The sequence below is a fragment of the Streptomyces iakyrus genome (assembly GCF_000717055.1).
Lineage (GTDB): Bacteria > Actinomycetota > Actinomycetes > Streptomycetales > Streptomycetaceae > Streptomyces > Streptomyces iakyrus.
The window spans coordinates 40,159-56,953 of sequence record NZ_JNXI01000002.1 but is presented as its reverse complement, the minus strand read 5'-3'; the positions used below and the strand labels follow the sequence as shown (position 1 = coordinate 56,953).

Here is a 16,795-nt window from a genome sequence, read left to right as displayed (position 1 = left end):
CGGTCTGCGGCCCTGGGCTTCTGCATGCCCAATTGCGGCCCGCGAGGATTTCTGTGCGAGGCGGTTAGTTCCCTCCGCGATTCCGCACCCGAATAGGGGTTCCTCTTTGCCTTTTTCCCTGCATCAGGGCGACGCCCTCAGTGTTCTCGCCGGCCTTCCGGACGGCTGCGTCGACTCCGTCATCACCGATCCGCCGTACAACTCAGGCGGTAGGACCGCGAAGGAGCGCACCACGCGCTCCGCGAAGCAGAAGTACACCTCCGCCGACGCCCAGCACACCCTGCCGGACTTCACCGGCGAGAACATGGACCAGCGCAGCTACGGGTTCTGGCTGACGCAGATCATGACCGAAGCCCACCGCCTTACGAAGACCGGCGGGACCGCGCTGCTGTTCACCGACTGGCGTCAACTCCCGATCACGACGGACGCGATTCAGGCGGCCGGGTGGCTGTGGCGCGGGGTGCTGGCCTGGCACAAGCCACAGGCACGGCCCCAGAAGGGCCGGTTCACTCAGAACTGTGAATTCATCGTCTGGGCGTCGAAGGGAGCGATCGACGGCTCCCGGAACCCCGTCTATCTGCCCGGCCTGTACTCGGCCTCGCAGCCCTCGGGGGCGAAGCGCCAGCACATCACGCAGAAGCCCGTCGAGGTGATGCGCGAGCTGGTCAAGATCAGCCCCGTGGGCGGCACGGTGCTCGACTTCTGCGCCGGCTCCGGCTCCACGGGCGTCGCCGCTCTGCTGGAAGGCCGAGACTTCATCGGCGTGGAGAAGACCGAGCACTACGCGTCGATCGCGGCCGACCGGCTCACCGAAACGATCCGCGAGACCCTCACGCAAGACGACGTGATTCTCACCGCCTGAGCCGCGAGCGCGACTCCCGCCAAGGCGACCGGCGCCCTAGTTGTTCTGCCCACGGAGGTTGGTGACAGCGATCACTGCCGTGTGATCTTGAAATGGGTGAGGGCCTTCTGGCCTGGTGTGGATTGCGACATCTGCACCAGCAACAGAAAGGCCCTCGTGCCCCACCGTAATGCACCCCTGACCGAGACCGGCCGCCTGCGCCTGGCCCGCTGCGTCGTAGACGACAACTGGAGCCTGCGACGGGCCGCAGAACGCTTCCAGGTCTCGCCGACCACGGCCCAGCGGTGGGTCGACCGTTACCGTCGGCTCGGCGAGGCCGGCATGGCCGACCGCTCCAGCCGTCCGCGCACCAGCCCGCGCCGCACCCCGACCCGCACCGAGCGCCGGATCATCAAGGTCCGCATCCTGCGCCGGTGGGGACCGGCCCGCATCGCGCACCTGCTGCACCTGGTGCCCTCGACGGTGCACCGCGTCCTGGCCCGCTACGGCCTGGCCCGCCTTGCCCACCTGGACCGGGCCACCGGCCGTGTCATACGCCGCTACGAACGCGACCGGCCCGGCGAACTGGTCCATGTCGACATCAAGAAGCTCGGCAACATCCCCGACGGCGGCGGCCACAAAGTCCTCGGCCGGGCCGCAGGCCGCAAGAACCGCACGAACGCCGGCTACAGCTACCTGCACACCGCCGTCGACGACCACTCCCGCCTGGCCTACAGCGAGATCCACGCAGACGAGAAGAAGGAGACCGCCACCGCCTTCTGGACCCGCGCCCACGCCTTCTTCATCCAGGCCGGCATCACCGTGGAACGGGTACTGACCGACAACGGCTCCTGCTACCGCTCCCGCAACTGGCGCGACCTGCTGGCAGCGGCCGGGATCACCCACAAACGAACCCGGCCCTACCGGCCACAGACGAACGGCAAGGTCGAACGCTTCAACCGCACCCTGCTGGACGAGTGGGCCTACGCCCGCCCCTACCGGTCCGAGGCCGAACGACGCCAGGCATTCGACGAGTGGCTGCACACCTACAATCACCACCGCGGACACACCGCGCTGAAAGGCCAGCCACCCGCCAGCCGCGTCCCCAACCTCACAGGGCAATACACCTAGTCGGCAATCCGAGGAAGCGGACTTGTAGCTCGTGGGCCGGTCCGCGCGTCGCCGCTTCCGTCTTCCTCACATTCCACGTCTCGTAGGAGGCCCAAGCTATTCATGTCCGAATCCATAAAACCTCCTGACGAGGGGGAGTTGGAGCCGGTTCGTATTCCCGATCCGCAGCTGGAAGGAATCGAGGCGAGCGTCCGACGGCTCATGGAGCAGTCGGCGCAACAGGCGCAGCAAATCGACCACCTGGCGTCCGCCCCAGCACCGAGCGGATCGCCGTTCGCCGCGTTCGGCATGCCAGGGCTCGGCGGGCCGCCTGCCGCAGCTCCGCCGGAGCCCCGCCCGATCCTGGAACTCGACGGGGAGGAACGCGAAGACGAACTCGATGCCTTGTCGGACTGGGTCGACGACTTCTTCCTCCCGGTGTACGGGGCGGAGGTCACGACCGCGGCGCCCTGGTGTCTGCAGTGGCAGGAGCACGACGACGTCGTGGCTTGGCTTCACTCTCTTTGGCTGGCGTACCAGCAGCACAAGGACCCCGAAGCCGGATTGAGCGGCCTGTTCGTGTGGCACCGGGACTTCCTCACCCACGCGGTGGCGGCGATCCGCGCACCGGGCGGGCCGCTGTCGGCCTGCATGACCTCTCCCGACCGGCCCGCGCACCGTCTTCTGCCCGGCCCGCCGCCGTCCGTGCGCACGGAGACAGCGTCCATGGCGGAAGCCGCCGGGACACCCGAGCCGGACGAGCCGACGTCATGACCGCGGGACAGGGACAGCCCGCCTTCGGACTGAGCTTCGACCCCCGCGCGCTGACCGATCTCCTCCAAGCCCCCAGCGATATCCGCGACCTCACCCTCGCCTACCTCCAGGAAGTCGTGAACGCGCAGCGCTTCGGGCTACGCCTCGACGGTGACCTGGAGGGCTACCGCAAGCTGTTCGTGGACTCGCGCAAGGACTGGCGCGTCGTCTACGGCGTCCGCCCGGCGCCCGCAGAGTCCGCACACCCGAAGGAGATCCACGTCGTCGCCATCCGGCCGCGTGCGGGCAACGACGTCTACGACGAGGTCGGCCGCCGCCTGGGGATGACCCGCCGGCCGCTGAGCGCCCGCACCCACGCGGCACGCACCCGCTCCCCGCAGCTGACCACCCGCGGCCCCGCGCCCCGGCCCGGTCCACCGCCCACCGCACTGCCGGGTCTGCCCCGTCCCACACAGAACCCCGCGCACCATCACACCCGCTGAACGCACGGAGCCTCGCCTATGCCCCCTGCACCCGCGCCGACACTAGCCCGGCGTGCGGTCTCCCCGCTCGACCACCGCATCGAAGCCGTCACCGGCCACGACATCGACACCCTGTGGGTCTACCGCGACCGCGGCATCCTCGACGAGCCACACGCCCACCTGGTCGACCGGCACCGTGAGCTGGCCAAGTCCCAGACCGGCGTCACCTTCTACCTACGCCTCCTCAACCGCCTGTCCAGCGGCGAGTTCGACGTCGATGACGCCCTGTTCACGCGCATCGACCGCACCGTGGACCAGCTGGAGGGGGCCACCGACGCGCGCGACGCCGCTGCCCGGAAGGTGCTCGCCGCCCTGGAGCCCATTGAGGCCGCTGCAGCGGCCTGCGCGCCCGACGCGAAGCCACTCGCGACCGACGACCAGGCGGCGCTGCTCGCCATCGCTGGCGGCGCCAAGCTCTACGAACACCTGCTGACCGGCCGGATGTCCGTCACCGCTGCCTCCGGCACCCGCATCCCTCACGCCAAGCTGCAGCGGCTGGAGGACGCCGGCCTGGTCGTCCGGGATACCGACCGCCCCGTGCACGCCGGCCAGCCGGTCTCGCTCACCGACGCCGGACGTACCGCGCTGTTCGCCGCCCGACGGACGCCCACGACCCAGGCGCCGAAGGTCCCGGCTCGACCCGGCACATCGCCGTCCACCCCGGCGCAGCGGCACTGAACTCCATCGAAAGGCCCTTGTTGGCTCCTACCGAACCGGCCCCGGCTCGGAAGTCCATCCCCCAAGTCGACTTCGCATTGGACGACTTCGATGCCGACGAGGAGACGTACCTCGACTTCTACCGCCAGGTCGCCGTCCGAGAGGACATGCTCGTCCCCCTCGCCGAACACCACACCCCCAACGGCGCGCACAGCTACTACGTCCTCTTCGACCGCACCGCCACTTACGGGCACCCAGGCATGCCGCACTACGTCGCCGTCCACCTGAAGCGGGACCGGGAGAAGGAGACGTTCGACTTCGAGCAGGCCCTGCTGCCGCTGCCCGCGATGGCGCAGTCCTGGCTCATCCACCGCGGCTGCCCGCATGATGCCATCGGCCTCGACCCCGAGCTGGGCCCACCGCCGGCGGACGAGGCGACTCGCGCGCTGGAGCGACGCCTCGCGGGCGACGGCGACCACTACGCCATGGGCTACTCCTACACCTGCGACGACCCGGACGACATGGTCACCGTCGTGGCCCTGCGCGCCCTGGACGAGCGAGCCCCCAGCCCGTTCCGCGTCGTGGTCGAGGAGGTCGACACCCACGCGTGGACGCACACCTTGCGCGAGGGTGGCTTCGACACGGTGGGCGAGGCCCTGCAGTGGTGCGACGACCGGCTTACCGGCGAGGCCGGTCCTCTCCCACCGGTCCGCCCGGCAGCCGCAGCCAGCCGCCCGGCCGGTGTGCCGAAGGCCCCTGTTCCGCGCCCGCCCGGCCGCTCGCGCTGAGCGCCAAGGCCGACGCGGGCGGCGAAACATAGCCGACGATCGCCGGTTAGCCAAACCGGCGATTCTCCGGACTCTTATACAGCCGCCGGGACAACTCCCGCGGCGCCATCCCCATGCAATCCCTATGCCTTCACGGAGGTTTCTTCCGCATGCGCTCCACCCGAATTGCCATATCCGCGGCGATGCTCGGAACACTCGCTCTTCCGATGCTGTCCACCACGCCCGCGACTGCGGCCCCCGCCGCTGCCGCCTCGACGGCCACGAGCATTGGTACGCCCTGCCCGGACCTCCCGCCGCTGCCGTACAAGGTCCACGCGTCGGCTGTGACCATCCGGTCCAAGGCGACCACGAAGTCCACCGCGGTCGGAGTGCTCTACAAGAGCCACAAGTTCACCGTGCACAAGAAGAGCGGCAACTGGCTCTACATCACAGACAAGTCGACCGGCGTCAAGGGCTGGGTCTCCGGCACGTACGTCTACCGCGACACCCGTATGTGCCTGGACTGACAGGGATTCAGCAGGTGGCCGTAAGCGACTGAGCCGCCGGGTACGGCCGCCCCTCACATTCCCCCAGGCATCGGCCTTTCCAGAACAGGAGTTTTCCTTTTGCCCGACGGCATATCCGATGACGCTGAGGATGTCGTGGGCGTCCTCACCGAACGGATCGAAGCGCGCTTCGCCATGGACATGGACCAGCTGAAGGCCGCGGTGGCCGCCGCGCCGACCGCGAACCCTGACGCCACCGACGTCGTCAAGTGGCACGGCCTTCTCGTCGAGGCCCAGTCCGTGCTCAACAGCGCGGAGGACGACCTTCTCGCCGCGCTGGAAACCCAACCCAGCGAGGTCGACGACCCGACGATGGGCCTCGCCCACCGCGTGAACGCGGCCGTCACCGCACGCGACGGCCGGGCCATGGTCGTACGGTGGCTCCTCGACCCGGACGCTCCGGGCAAGAAGGACCTCGCCGCCGAACGGCTCGCCCGCCTTCGCCCCCGAACCGGGCCGGCGGTGCAGACAAGCGCGCCCCACCGCCCCGTGGGTACACCCGCGCCGGCGTCGGCGTGGCGGGCGGGAAGGCCCGCCCGATGAGCCCGGTCAAGGCCAGCACCATGGACGGCGACCTGCAGAAAGTCTTCGGGAACCCGATTCCCGAGCTGTACGAGGCGGCTGTCGGCCACGATGCCTCGCCCGCCCTCGCCCGTGCCCTGGAACTGCGCTCCTTCCTGGCTCTGACCGAGGAGCAGGTCGCCCGCGTCCGCGACCGAGTTCACGCGGACATGGATCCGGACCGCGACATGGGCGACCTGTCGGCGGACAAGCTCCGCTTCGACGCGCAGTGGCTGGAGGCGGCGCTCGACGCTCGCGACGGCTACCGCGCCGCCCTCGATGAGCTGCTGCGCACCATGCCCCCGCCCGAACAGCGGGCTCGTCCCGTCCGCACGGCACAACTCAGGGCCGCCACCGCATCCCTGCCCCCGTCCGCCGCCCCGGCACCCCAGCGTGCCGGGGCGGCCCGGGCCCGCCGACCGTGAAAGCCCCCGCTTGTCCCACCTCACGTCCACCGAGATAGCCGGACGGATCGAGGACCTGTACGGCGCACCGCTCGCCGACCTCGAAGCCCACGCCCAGGACCAGCCGCCCGGCATGCTCTCCGCCCTGCTCGGCATGCACGACGACCTCGCCAATGCCGAGCGCAGCATCGACTTCCACCGCGACCACCTCGCCCGGCTCATCCACCCCGAGCGGCAGATCGGCCGCCACGAGGTCTCCCACCTTCTCGACGGCTCCCGCCGGCTCGCCGAGGCAGTCGCAGTCCGCGACGTCCAGGCCAAGTCGGTCTTGGCCGTTCTGCAGAGCCTGGACCGCGTCCCGGCCTCAGCGCCGTCCCCGCCGACTCCCTCGCCGCCCGTTCCGGCTCCGCCTCTTCCGGCCCAGAGCACGGCGCACAGCCGCTGACCCGCAGGCGATCCCCCCTTCATTCACCCAGGAGTTCCTCCCTTGGCCATCACCGCTCTGCCTCCCGACACCGACGCCGACATCGCCCGGGTCACCGAGGCCCTCGCCATGATCACTCCCCGCTGGAACGTGAGGATCCTGCTGGCACTCTCCGGCCCGCCACAGCGTTACAGCGAGCTGGCGGTCAAGGTGTCCTGGCTGCAGAACGGCCAGCTCCACCCCAAGCTCAAGTCTCTGTGCGACGCCGGTCTTGTCGAGCGCACCGAACACACCGCACGGCACGTGACCTACGGCCACACCGAGCGTGGTGCCGCCCTGCTGCCGGTCCTGCCGATGATCGTCACCTGGGCCGAGGAGCATCTGGAGAAGGCGGACCGCCCGCTGCCCGCGATCGAGCAGATCGAGGACAGCCTCACCCTGCTCACCCGGCGGCACGCCGCCGCCATCCTGTGGGTGCTGAAGTCCCGCGAGGAGGTCAGCGGGCGGGCCCTGGCCCGGATCGTGATGCCCAGCAGCGACTGGACCAACGTGTACCCGCCGCTGCGGCAGCTCGTCGCCGACGGCCTGGTCGACACCGAGGGCATCGGCCGGCCCTACCGGCTGTCCGCGGCGGGCGACGGCCTGGGCCCCGTTCTCGGCGCCCTGTCCGCGTGGTCCGCCGGGCAGCCGCTCAACCAGGCGCGCCAACACCCAGTCTGGGGGCACCCGCAGGCGAAGCCCGCGCCGAGGCCGTGGATAAGCAGCCAGTCCCGGCCAGCCCCCGCAACCCTCCCGCAGGCCCGGACGGGTGAGTCCTCTCCGGCGTGGCACAACCGCGATCTCTTCTCCCATGCCATGACCGCCCGCCCGAAGGCGGCCGTCCAGGCGGGAGGTCCGCGCCGATGACCACCCTCTTCACCCCTGCCGAAGTACGCAACGCGGTCGAGCTGCTGGCGTCGCGCTCCTTGATCCGCCTGGTCACCGAGATCGACGACAACGGGGCGATACCGCCACGCCGACTGGCCGCCACCCTCCCCGACCTCTCCTCGGACCAACTGCGCCGCGCTGCTGAAGCGGCCCGCGCCCACGGTCTCGTCCGGACCGCACCCGGCGCCGGACTTGAACTCACCGAGTCGGGCTCGGAGTTGGCCGACCTGTACGACGCGGCTGCGCGCTGGGGCCGACGCCACGCCTACCCGGGACCGGTCTGCGAGTTCAGCAGTCGCATCCGCCACGTCCTCGACCTCCTGGCGCCCTCGCTCGCGGCCGAGCGCGCCGACGGCCTCCCGCGGCCGTCCGCCGCGCGGCTGCCCAGCGACGAGGCCGAGGCGGACCTTGCCCGTCCTTGCGCTCTCCTGATCCAGTGGCTGTCCGGCAACCCCCAGGTCACCCGGGTGTCCGAGCCCGAGCCGGTCGCGTGAGCGCAGCAGTTGCACCCCGGCATGCCCGCCACGCCGCCGGGCTGATGCGCAGCATCTACCTGCCGCGCACGGCGGACGCTCTCGCGTTCGCGATGTCCACCTACGGCATTCCGCTGTTGGTCCTCGCCACCACGCGCTCCGCCGCGCTGACGGGCGCCGCGTTCGCCCTGGAATGGATCCCGAGGCTGGCGGCCTTCGGATGGGCCGGATCGATCGTCGACCGGCGCGGGGCGGCCGTCGTCTTCCACCTCGCCTCTCTGGGACGCGCGCTGGCCCTCGCCACAGGCGCGGTCCTGCTCCACCTCCACCCGTCCGGCACCGTGGCGAGCGCAACGGTGATGGTGCTTGCCGCCACGACCGGCGTGCTCACGGAGTTCAGTTACATCGCGGCCGAGACGGCGGGCGCCGCCGCCAGCCGCCGAGCAGGAAATCGGGCCCATCGCGTCCAGGCCGTCCTGCTCGGCATCGACCAGACCGCGACCCTGGCCGGCCCAGCCCTCGCAGGGATACTCCTGATCGCCGGTCCGCCGCCGATGCTCGCGGTGATCACCGTGCTCTCGCTTCTCGCCGCGCTGCTCGCCCTACGCACACCCCCCTCACCCGTCGCCCCGGCCCGCGCGCCGAAGGGGCAATCCGGTGCGGGACTCCTCACCGGGTGGCGCACCATCCGCTCTCTTCCCCCGCTCGGCTGGCTCGTGACCGGGCTGACCCTGTCCAACCTGGCCATCGGGCTTCTCCAAGCGGCCGGCCCGGTGATCGTTGTCAAGCACTTCGGGCAGTCCACCACTGCCGTCGGCCTGGTCTGGTCCGCCGCCGCTGGCGCGACGCTCGTCAGCGTCACGCTCTGCCGGTTCGCGCTCGACCGCCTGGGCCTGTGGCCGGTCGGCGCCGCCTGCGCCGCCCTCGCCTCGCTCGCCTGCCTAGCCGCCGCTCAGGCCCCCGACTACCTGTCCTACCTGGTCCTGGTCGCGGTCCTCATGGCGGCCGAAGGCGGCATGACGGTCGTCCTGCGCACCCTGCGCTCCCGCCTGATCCCCCCGGACCGGTTCGGCAGCACCCTGTCGGCGACCATCCTCATCCTCCTGCTGCCCTTCCCCGTCGCCGGCGTACTCACCGCGCTCACCCCGCCCGGCGCGCTGGGCCACGCAATGACCGTCTGCGCCGGCCTGCAGGCCATCGGCCTGTTGTGCGCCTTCGCCCGCCTGCGCACCGATCCCGCCCTGCGCATCTGACGCTGTCGCGTCCCAGCCTGTGGAGAACCTCATGCCCACCACCATCCTCGGGACGAACCGCGCGAGCGGTCGCACCATCACCGAGCAGTTCACCGCCCTCTACGCCCGCCGCCTGATCGACGACCACCCCCACTGGGCCGGCGTGTTCGAGCTGCGCCGCCGCCGAGCCGCCTGAGACGCCGGTCTCTCTTCCCTCGTCCTGCCGCCTACCGACTCGGAGAACCCCTTCTTGTCCGCTCGCCCCCTCGTACTCGTCGTCTCTCCGGGCGATGAGGCGGATCGCGGCTACTGCCTTGAGCAGGTGGCCGCCGCATACGACATCGTCCTGCTGACCGGCGCCGAGCCGTCGTGGGAGAAGCCGTACATCATCGACCACGCCGTAGCCGATCTGAACGACACCACTGCGCTGCTCTCCGCCGGTCGGGCTCTGGCGGACCGACACGACCTTGCCGGCGTTGTCACCTGGGACGAATGGCGCCTCATCTCCACCGCCCGCCTCGCTCGCGCGCTCGGTCTGGCCGCGAACTCCGTCGAGGTGATGCGGGCCTGCCGCAACAAGGCCACCGCCCGGACTCTGTTCGCCCGTCACGGAGTGCCGTCGGCCGCCTCTATGAAGGCGCGGACCCTGCGGGAGGCCGAACTGGCGACGAGGACCCTCGGCTTCCCCGCCGTCCTCAAGCCCGCCGCAGCGGCCGGCAGCATCGGCGTGATCCGCATCGACCGGCCCGAAGAGCTGCCCACGGCCTTCGAGTTCGCCTCTGTCGGCGCAAGCCGCAGCCGCGAGGACAGCGGCGTCCTGGTCGAGGAGTACCTCGACGGCCCCGAAGTCTCCGTCGAATGCGTCACCCACCGCGGCACCACCACGGCCGTCGCCGTGACCCGCAAGCGCCTAGGCCCCGCACCCTACTTCGACGAGACCGGCCACACCGTCGACGCCACCGATCCGCTCCTCGCAAAGGTCGCACCGACCGCCGCTGCTGCCATCAAGGCCCTGGGAATCACCGACGGCGTGCAGCACGTCGAGATACGCCTGGTCGGCGGCCGGCCCCGGCTGATCGAGGTCAACGCACGCCTGGGCGGCGACATGATCGGCCACCTCGTCCACCTGGCCACCGGCGTCGACCTCGCCCGGGCCGCCGCAGACATCGCCTGCGGACGTACCCCCGACCTGACGCCCACCCGCCACCAGACCGCGGCGATCCGCTTCATCTACCCCGCCTACTCCGGCACCCTCACCGCCCGCCGTGTCACGAAGCCCACCGGGGGAGTGGAACGCGTGCGCTTCCAGCGACAGGCCGGCGACCCGCTCGTGCTGCCACAGGACGGCGGCGATCTGTACAGCGCCCGTATCGGCTTCCTGATCACCACCGGACTGACCGCCGCCGTCGCCGAAGCCCGCGCCCAGGAGGTGTACCGCAACCTCGACGTCCAGGTTGCCCCGGTCCCGCCGGCGGCCCTGACCACCGGGGAGCACGCCGCGTGAGGCAGACCGCAGCGCCCGAGCTGATGTGTAGCCGCCGCCTGCTGACTGGGTACTTCGCCGGACTGGGTGTGGTGATGGCCGTCTGGGGCGCGCGTATGCCCGCCGTTCAGAACGCCGCCGAAGTGAGTACCGCCGGGCTTGCCCTGGTCCTGCTGTCCGCCGCCCTCGGCATGGTCGCCGGGCTCCAGGCGGGCGGACGCCTCGCCCGCCCGGCCCGTCTGCCCGTGCTGCTGACCTGCGGTGCCATTGCCCTCGTCGCCTGTCTTGCCGTCCTCGGGGCCTGCCGCAGTTTGGAGAGCCTCCTGGTGGCTGCGTTCGTCTTCGGCGTCGCGCATGGCGTCCTTGATGTCGCCGCCAATTCCGCGGCGGTCCGCTGCCAGAACGCCCACGGCCGGCCCATCATGGGCCGACTGCACGCGAGTTACAGCCTCGGCGCCCTCCTCGGTGCCGCGCTGGCCGCGGCCACCGCTCACACCTCACACACCGTTCTGTTTGCCGCGGTGGCAGCTTGCGCCGCTGCGGCGGCAGGCGCGACCACGCGGCTCACCCGCACCGTCGCCAGCCCTGCGCTCGAGTCCGTCCACCACGGTGCTGCACTGGGCTCGGGCGAGCAGAGGGGGTTGTCCCGGCGCCGATTGTGGCTGCTGGGTGCGCTTGCTGCTGCCACGCTGCTGGGCGAAGGAACCGCTGCCGACTGGGCGTCTGTCCACCTGCATGACCTCGGCGCGTCGGCCGCGACCAGTGCCGCGGCGTACGGCTTCTACAGCGCCGCCATGGCCGCAGGCCGTCTCGCCGGGGACCGGCTCACCGCCCGCTTCGGCGCGGACGCCGTCGTGCGCGTCGGCGCCGCTTTGGCCGCGCTCGGCCTCGCCACCGGACTGGCCGGCTCCACCATCGCCTTCGCCCTCCTCGGCTGGACGGCCTTCGGCCTGGGCCTGTCCGTCACCATCCCCAGCCTGATAACCGCCGCCGGCGCTGGCGGACCCCGCGCGGTCGCCACCGTCGCGGTCACCGGTTACGTCGGCCTGCTCACGGGCCCCGCCCTCATCGGCGCTCTCGCCACCGTCACCGCACTGCCGCACGCGCTGCTGCTGCCCGCCCTCCTCGCCGCAAGCGTCGCCGTGTTCGCACCCAAAGCCCTGGAGAAGACGACCCCTTGACCCGCTCCTCCGCCTCCCCGACTGGCGTGGACGCCCTGATCCTCGACTACAACGGGGTTCCGGGCCTGCAACCCACGCCTGCCATGTGGACCCGTCTCGCCGACCTCGCCGAGTGGCCCGGCCGACATCTCCCCTCGTTCCAGGACGCCTTCTGGGCTCCCCGCAACGCGTACGACGCAGGGGAACTCAGCGATCTGGCCTACTGGGCCAAGGTGCTCGGACACCACCCCGGCCCGCGATGGCTGCGCACCCTGCGCGATGCCGACACCGCCATGTGGACCCGCACCGACCCGCGCGTCCTCGACATCCTGTACCGCGCCCGGGCCGCGGGGCTGACGATGGTGCTGCTCTCCAACGCCCCGGCCCACCTCAGCAACGTCCTGGACGCCACCGACTGGCGGCGCGAGCTGATGGACGACGCCCTGTACTCCGCCCGCATGGGCCTGTGCAAGCCCGACCCGGCCACGTACAAACACGCCCTGGCCGCCACCGGCATCGCCGACCCAGCACGTGTGCTGTTCGTCGACGACCGCGAAGACAACTGCCAGGCCGCCGCCGAGCTGGGCCTGCGCACCCTGCACTACACCGGCCAACCCGCAGATCTGGAAGCGCAGTTGCTGCCCGCCCCGGTCAACGACCTCTGCGTTTGACACGCATGCAGCGCCACCGACTACCGCCCCGACCACCAGGACTTTCGTGCCCGACACCAACGAGATAGACGGCGACGTCTACATCTCCCCGCGCCATCTCGCCTCCACCACCGGAACCGGCGACCCCGCCCTCGCCCCGCTGCTCGACCTCGGCTGGGACCTCCGGTACGACGAGGACTCCAACGTGTACCTGAGCGCTCCCGACCGGCGCGTTCGCCTGGGTTACCTGCCCGAGGGCGAGGACGACGGGCTGTGGCGTATCAACGCCTACAAGGACTCGTTCGGCCCGCCAGCGTGGGGCGTCTGTTTCAACGATCGCGTCCCCACCGAGTTCGTCCAAGCGTTCACCACCGTCCTCGCCACGGCGTACGAGCAGGGTCCGGACACCTACCTCGCCCGGCCGGTCTCCGGGACCGACGAGCACGACCCCTTCCTCGCCGTCGTCCCGCTCCTGAAACAGGGCTGGGAGATCGACCGTCCGCGCTGGGGCGTCTTCGCGGTCCAGGCCCCGGACGGACACGCCGGCCTGGAGTTCACCACCGGCGACCTCGATCCGGAAGCCGAACTGACAACGCGGGACGCCCGCTGGCAGCTGTGGGCGGGCAAGTCCATCGACCGGCCCGTCTGGTACGCCACGGCCAGCACCGACACCCCCGTCACCCTGCTCACCGCCGTCACTGAGTGCGTCGCCGATCCGGCGCCGCTGCCCCGGTGGCGCGAGGAGACCTTCAGCTACATCAAGGGCATGGCCGAGCTCACCCCGATCCTTCCGCCAGGACCGCCGACCCCCACCCCGCTCGACGTGCAGCGGTCCGTCGCGTCCCGCCGCCCGGCCGCGCTCCCCGCGGCCAGCGTCCCGCGCTGGAGCACCACCAGCCGACCGGCCCTGCCCGGTCCACGCCGGTAGGACCAGCCCGCCCCCTACCGGAGACCCCCTTGTCCCTGCAGGCCCCTGAGTTCTTCGCGGAGCTGTGCCTCCCCTTCCACGACAGCACCGTCGTGGGCAACACCTACTTCGCCGCTCCCGTCCCCGGCGTACCGCTGCGGCTGCGGATCGATTTCACACGCACCATCCACGCGGACACCTACGGCGGGTTGCGTGCGGCGATCGTCCACCCGGAACGCGGCGAGATCGACGCGGTGGCGCTCAGCTTCGTGGATCACGGAACCTTCCACCGCCGTGACGAAGCCACCAACACCCGGCCGAACACCAAGCAGTACGGCACCTTCGACAAGTACCACCGCCCCGGCCGACCCCCGTGGGACGGGGCCGTCACCACCGGGCTGCGCGACGCCATCGAGCAGTACACCGCCGTCTGGTTCCCCGGCGCCTGGACCGCGTCCGAGCCGAGCCGCGCCGCAGGCCGGACCGCGCACACGGCTCCCGCCATGCCGGTCGCCCGCAGCGGCACCCGTGCCCGATGAGCCGCGCCTACACCGCCAGCTTGGCGTGTTCCGCACTTTTCCACATCTGTTGCCCCGCCGCCTCCCGCCCCGGTTTCAGGCCGAACCCGATGACCTTTCCCGCAACCTGATCCAAGGAGTCCTCCTCCTCGTGCACGCACGCTTCGTCCGATCCGCCGCCGTCGCCATCGCGGTGACCGGCACCCTCACCTGGGCGCCGGCCGCGAGTGCTCAGCCCTCCGAACCGCCCCCCTCGGCCTCCGCCGCCCCCACCGAGACACCGGCTCCGGACGCGGGCAGTGTCGAGATCACCACCAAGGACACGGCCGGCGACGCGCTCCCCGGCGCCGCGTTCCTGCTGCTCGACTCCGCCGGCGAAGAAGCCGGACGCGGGACGACCGACGCACAGGGGAAGCTGACCTTCGCCGACCTGGCGCCGGGCGTCTACCGGCTCAAGGAGACGGCGTCCGGCAGTCCCCTCCACGAGGTCGTCGCCGACCAGGACGTCATCGTCACCCCGGGCGCGACCACACGGCTGACGGTCACCGACCCGTTCAAGGCCGCCAAGGTTCTCCTGCAGGCCAAGGACGACAAGACCGGCAAGCTCCTGACCGGGGCGACAGTGAACATCGGCACCGGCACCTCGACGCTGCTCACCCTGACCACCGGAGCCAAGGGCACGGCTTCCGGAGAACTGCCGGTGACGAGCCGGAAGACGCAGTTCTGGGTTAGGGAGATCAAGGCCCCCGCCGGGTACGACCTCTACAAGCCGACGAAGACGTTCACCGCGGGCCCCGGCGCCCCGGTGACCGTGACCGTCACCAACGCCAAGACTGCGACTGACCCGAAGCCCGACCCCTCGGATAAGCCGACGGACAAGCCCACCAACGCCCCGTCCGCCCCGGGCAAGCCGAGCAGTGGTACCGGCCGGGCCACGCCCTCCGCGCCGGGCACCGGCACACCGGATACCGACTCTTCGTCCACCGCCGCTGTGACCCCGGCTGGCGACTCCACGCAGAAGGCACCGACAGGCTCCCTGGCCCACACCGGCGCCGACGCCACCCCGTGGCTGATCGGCGGCGCCGGAGCCCTGATCGCTGCCGGCGGAGGCGCACTCTTCGCGGCCCGTCGCCGACGCGCGGACAACTCCACCGACGACGGCTCCACCACGAGCTGACCTCACCCGCTTCACTCCGCAAAGCCCCCGGAATCGGATTGTTCGATTCCGGGGGCTTTGTCGTGGGTGCCTATATGGGGCCAGCTGATGGAGGCGTTGGAGGCGGCGCCACCGCCCCGACTGGCCCGTACCGCCGATAGCCGCCGTGGCCGTGAAGGCTCGTACTGATATTCGCCTTCAAGGGTGGACTCGCCGTCCCGTTCGGGTCGGGCGGTACCGAACATCAGCGCGATGTCGCGGCGGTACGGCACACTGCCGCCGGAATCAGCTTTCCCACACCAGAGGAGTCGTCCCGCCTCCGGCCAACCCGAGGTCGTCATCGGCTGGGTGGTGGTGATGACATGGACGCGGTGAGCGGCCGTCGTCCGGCGCCGCCTTCACCCGCCCACACCGCGCTTAGTTGACACGGCATCAGGGAGATTTGCTGGGGCCCGAGCTGATGCTCCGGGTGATCCCCTCCTCGGACAAGCCCGATACGGTGGCTGCGTGATCGGGCCCAAAGGCCCGGGCCAGGCGACGCGTCTGCCACTCGACGCGACCCTGGTGCCAAGCAACTTGCAGCCGCTCGATCAACAGCGTCCGGCTGATCTCATACCGCACGGGCTGATCCTCGCCGGGCCCCACAGCAGCCAGGATGCGGTCCGGAGGACCCTCGGAAGACGGGAACCAGGGATCGTCGGCGTCCCACAGCAAGACCCAAGTCTGCGACGGCCGGCCATCATCGAGGAGACCCTGCCGGATGCCGCGGGCCACATCCGTGGCGGCGACACCGTCATTGCCGCGACGTACGAAACGCACTCCGGAGCCCGAGACGAGCTCATCAGGAGTGCCGCAGGCGATCCTGAAGCTGGCGGGGGCAGAGACATCGCCGGTTCGCCCGGCGGGCTCGGGAGAGCGGCGCAGGAGGAATGCGTCGGCCCGCCGGGTAAGAGCGTCGCGCGGGCTGCGCCCCAGCGCACGCAGGCTCACGCAGCGCCATTCCACCAGGTCCTCCACCGCGCCTTTCAGGTAGACGTCGTCGCTGTCAGGCATGCGCAGGACTACTTCCAGGCCCTCCGAGAACCAGGCCAGGGCGGTTTCGGAGTCGCCCAGCTCGGCGTACGCGTTACCCGCGTTGTGGTACAGCCAGGGATCCTCAGGGGTATCGCGTTTGACCTCGGCGAAGAGGGCGTCTGCCTCAGCCCTGCGTCCGGAGCACAGCAGCCATTCGGCGATGTCCGCCCGGCCGTCCGGCTCTTGCTCAAGGCCAGCTTCGATCGCACGGTACTTCGCGGTGATCGCCTCCTGGTAGCGGCGGTGGTAGGAGTAGCTGTCTGCCAGGTCACCGTAGATCTCCTGCCATGGCCACCACGATTCCAGCAACGCGTCCGCCTGGGGGTGCGCTCGCAACTGCTCAATCAGCCGCGCGGCCTCATCCACTTGGTCGGCCCGAAGTGCATCCCGCAGTTGCTGGCACAGGCGGCCAAAACGCTCAGCCAGCGCGTCATCCACAGCGACTCGCCCACTCGTTCCGCTTCTCCAGAAGGCCCTTCAACCGGCTTCGCCAGACCCTTGCCTCATCGGCGGTCTACTGTACGGACGCGCTGCTGCCCACCGCGGTCACGTGAGCGAGCGGTCACGTGAGCGAACAGAGCCCTGATCCG

Annotated in this window: 21 protein-coding genes; 20 read left to right on the top strand and 1 reads right to left on the bottom strand. The window is 70.7% G+C overall.

Annotated elements, in window-relative coordinates:
• The first annotated feature begins 106 nt into the window (after positions 1-106).
• From OO68_RS02985 to OO68_RS02895, 20 genes are all read left to right on the top strand, one after another.
• On the top strand, positions 107-862 hold the full coding sequence (locus tag OO68_RS02985) for a DNA-methyltransferase (protein ID WP_033306525.1): 756 nt from the start codon (positions 107-109) through the stop codon (positions 860-862).
• A gap of 156 nt (positions 863-1,018) precedes the next feature.
• Positions 1,019-1,972, top strand: coding sequence for an IS481 family transposase (locus OO68_RS02980; protein WP_033306524.1), 954 nt, complete (start codon positions 1,019-1,021; stop codon positions 1,970-1,972).
• Between the two features lie 201 nt (positions 1,973-2,173).
• Complete coding sequence (locus tag OO68_RS02975; protein ID WP_033306523.1) at positions 2,174-2,725, top strand: DUF4913 domain-containing protein; 552 nt, start codon at positions 2,174-2,176, stop codon at positions 2,723-2,725.
• A complete protein-coding gene (locus OO68_RS02970; RefSeq protein WP_033306522.1) occupies positions 2,722-3,207 on the top strand; it encodes a hypothetical protein in 486 nt (161 codons plus the stop codon). The genes OO68_RS02975 and OO68_RS02970 overlap by 4 nt, the downstream gene beginning before the upstream one ends.
• A gap of 18 nt (positions 3,208-3,225) precedes the next feature.
• Positions 3,226-3,924 (top strand): helix-turn-helix domain-containing protein, encoded by a 699-nt coding sequence (locus tag OO68_RS02965; protein WP_033306521.1) that lies wholly within the window; start codon positions 3,226-3,228, stop codon positions 3,922-3,924.
• 17 nt (positions 3,925-3,941) lie between these two features.
• Positions 3,942-4,691 (top strand): hypothetical protein, encoded by a 750-nt coding sequence (locus tag OO68_RS02960; protein WP_033306520.1) that lies wholly within the window; start codon positions 3,942-3,944, stop codon positions 4,689-4,691.
• Positions 4,692-4,873: 182 nt separating this feature from the next.
• On the top strand, positions 4,874-5,197 hold the full coding sequence (locus OO68_RS02955) for an SH3 domain-containing protein (RefSeq protein WP_033306519.1): 324 nt from the start codon (positions 4,874-4,876) through the stop codon (positions 5,195-5,197).
• 99 nt (positions 5,198-5,296) lie between these two features.
• A complete protein-coding gene (locus OO68_RS02950; RefSeq protein WP_033306518.1) occupies positions 5,297-5,779 on the top strand; it encodes a hypothetical protein in 483 nt (160 codons plus the stop codon).
• Complete coding sequence (locus OO68_RS02945; protein WP_033306517.1) at positions 5,776-6,222, top strand: hypothetical protein; 447 nt, start codon at positions 5,776-5,778, stop codon at positions 6,220-6,222. The genes OO68_RS02950 and OO68_RS02945 overlap by 4 nt, the downstream gene beginning before the upstream one ends.
• A 10-nt stretch (positions 6,223-6,232) precedes the next feature.
• Entirely contained in the window at positions 6,233-6,646 is a 414-nt protein-coding gene (locus tag OO68_RS02940; RefSeq protein ID WP_033306516.1) for a hypothetical protein, read from the top strand.
• A gap of 42 nt (positions 6,647-6,688) precedes the next feature.
• Positions 6,689-7,531: a winged helix-turn-helix transcriptional regulator gene (locus OO68_RS02935; protein ID WP_033306515.1), complete on the top strand. Its 843-nt coding sequence runs from the start codon at positions 6,689-6,691 to the stop codon at positions 7,529-7,531.
• Positions 7,528-8,046, top strand: coding sequence for a hypothetical protein (locus tag OO68_RS02930; protein ID WP_033306514.1), 519 nt, complete (start codon positions 7,528-7,530; stop codon positions 8,044-8,046). The genes OO68_RS02935 and OO68_RS02930 overlap by 4 nt, the downstream gene beginning before the upstream one ends.
• Positions 8,043-9,278 carry an MFS transporter gene (locus tag OO68_RS02925; RefSeq protein WP_033306513.1) on the top strand — a complete coding sequence of 412 codons (1,236 nt, stop codon included), beginning with the start codon at positions 8,043-8,045 and terminating at the stop codon, positions 9,276-9,278. The genes OO68_RS02930 and OO68_RS02925 overlap by 4 nt, the downstream gene beginning before the upstream one ends.
• 31 nt (positions 9,279-9,309) lie before the next feature.
• Positions 9,310-9,453 carry a hypothetical protein gene (locus OO68_RS46710; RefSeq protein WP_167345869.1) on the top strand — a complete coding sequence of 48 codons (144 nt, stop codon included), beginning with the start codon at positions 9,310-9,312 and terminating at the stop codon, positions 9,451-9,453.
• Positions 9,454-9,507: 54 nt separating this feature from the next.
• Positions 9,508-10,761 carry an ATP-grasp domain-containing protein gene (locus OO68_RS02920; protein WP_237481068.1) on the top strand — a complete coding sequence of 418 codons (1,254 nt, stop codon included), beginning with the start codon at positions 9,508-9,510 and terminating at the stop codon, positions 10,759-10,761.
• Positions 10,758-11,921, top strand: coding sequence for an MFS transporter (locus OO68_RS02915; RefSeq protein ID WP_078625151.1), 1,164 nt, complete (start codon positions 10,758-10,760; stop codon positions 11,919-11,921). The genes OO68_RS02920 and OO68_RS02915 overlap by 4 nt, the downstream gene beginning before the upstream one ends.
• Positions 11,918-12,571 (top strand): HAD family hydrolase, encoded by a 654-nt coding sequence (locus tag OO68_RS02910; protein ID WP_033306511.1) that lies wholly within the window; start codon positions 11,918-11,920, stop codon positions 12,569-12,571. Before OO68_RS02915 ends, OO68_RS02910 begins: the two co-directional genes overlap by 4 nt.
• Positions 12,572-12,617: 46 nt before the next feature.
• Positions 12,618-13,478, top strand: coding sequence for an SPDY domain-containing protein (locus OO68_RS02905; protein ID WP_033306510.1), 861 nt, complete (start codon positions 12,618-12,620; stop codon positions 13,476-13,478).
• Positions 13,479-13,507: 29 nt separating this feature from the next.
• Positions 13,508-13,996 carry a hypothetical protein gene (locus OO68_RS02900; protein ID WP_033306509.1) on the top strand — a complete coding sequence of 163 codons (489 nt, stop codon included), beginning with the start codon at positions 13,508-13,510 and terminating at the stop codon, positions 13,994-13,996.
• Between the two features lie 130 nt (positions 13,997-14,126).
• Positions 14,127-15,152 carry an MSCRAMM family protein gene (locus OO68_RS02895; protein ID WP_033306508.1) on the top strand — a complete coding sequence of 342 codons (1,026 nt, stop codon included), beginning with the start codon at positions 14,127-14,129 and terminating at the stop codon, positions 15,150-15,152.
• A 411-nt stretch (positions 15,153-15,563) separates the two neighbouring features.
• Here OO68_RS02895 and OO68_RS02890 read toward each other — a convergent pair whose 3' ends face one another.
• A complete protein-coding gene (locus OO68_RS02890; protein ID WP_033306507.1) occupies positions 15,564-16,643 on the bottom strand; it encodes a tetratricopeptide repeat protein in 1,080 nt (359 codons plus the stop codon).
• Between the last annotated feature and the right edge of the window lie 152 nt (positions 16,644-16,795).

Coding starts and splice junctions, on each gene's coding strand:
- OO68_RS02970 (WP_033306522.1), top strand. CDS start 2,722: ATGACCGCGGGACAGGGACAGCCCGCCTTCGGACTGAGCTTCGACCCC.
- OO68_RS02945 (WP_033306517.1), top strand. CDS start 5,776: ATGAGCCCGGTCAAGGCCAGCACCATGGACGGCGACCTGCAGAAAGTC.
- OO68_RS46710 (WP_167345869.1), top strand. CDS start 9,310: ATGCCCACCACCATCCTCGGGACGAACCGCGCGAGCGGTCGCACCATC.
- OO68_RS02975 (WP_033306523.1), top strand. CDS start 2,174: ATGGAGCAGTCGGCGCAACAGGCGCAGCAAATCGACCACCTGGCGTCC.
- OO68_RS02930 (WP_033306514.1), top strand. CDS start 7,528: ATGACCACCCTCTTCACCCCTGCCGAAGTACGCAACGCGGTCGAGCTG.
- OO68_RS02955 (WP_033306519.1), top strand. CDS start 4,874: ATGCTCGGAACACTCGCTCTTCCGATGCTGTCCACCACGCCCGCGACT.
- OO68_RS02965 (WP_033306521.1), top strand. CDS start 3,226: ATGCCCCCTGCACCCGCGCCGACACTAGCCCGGCGTGCGGTCTCCCCG.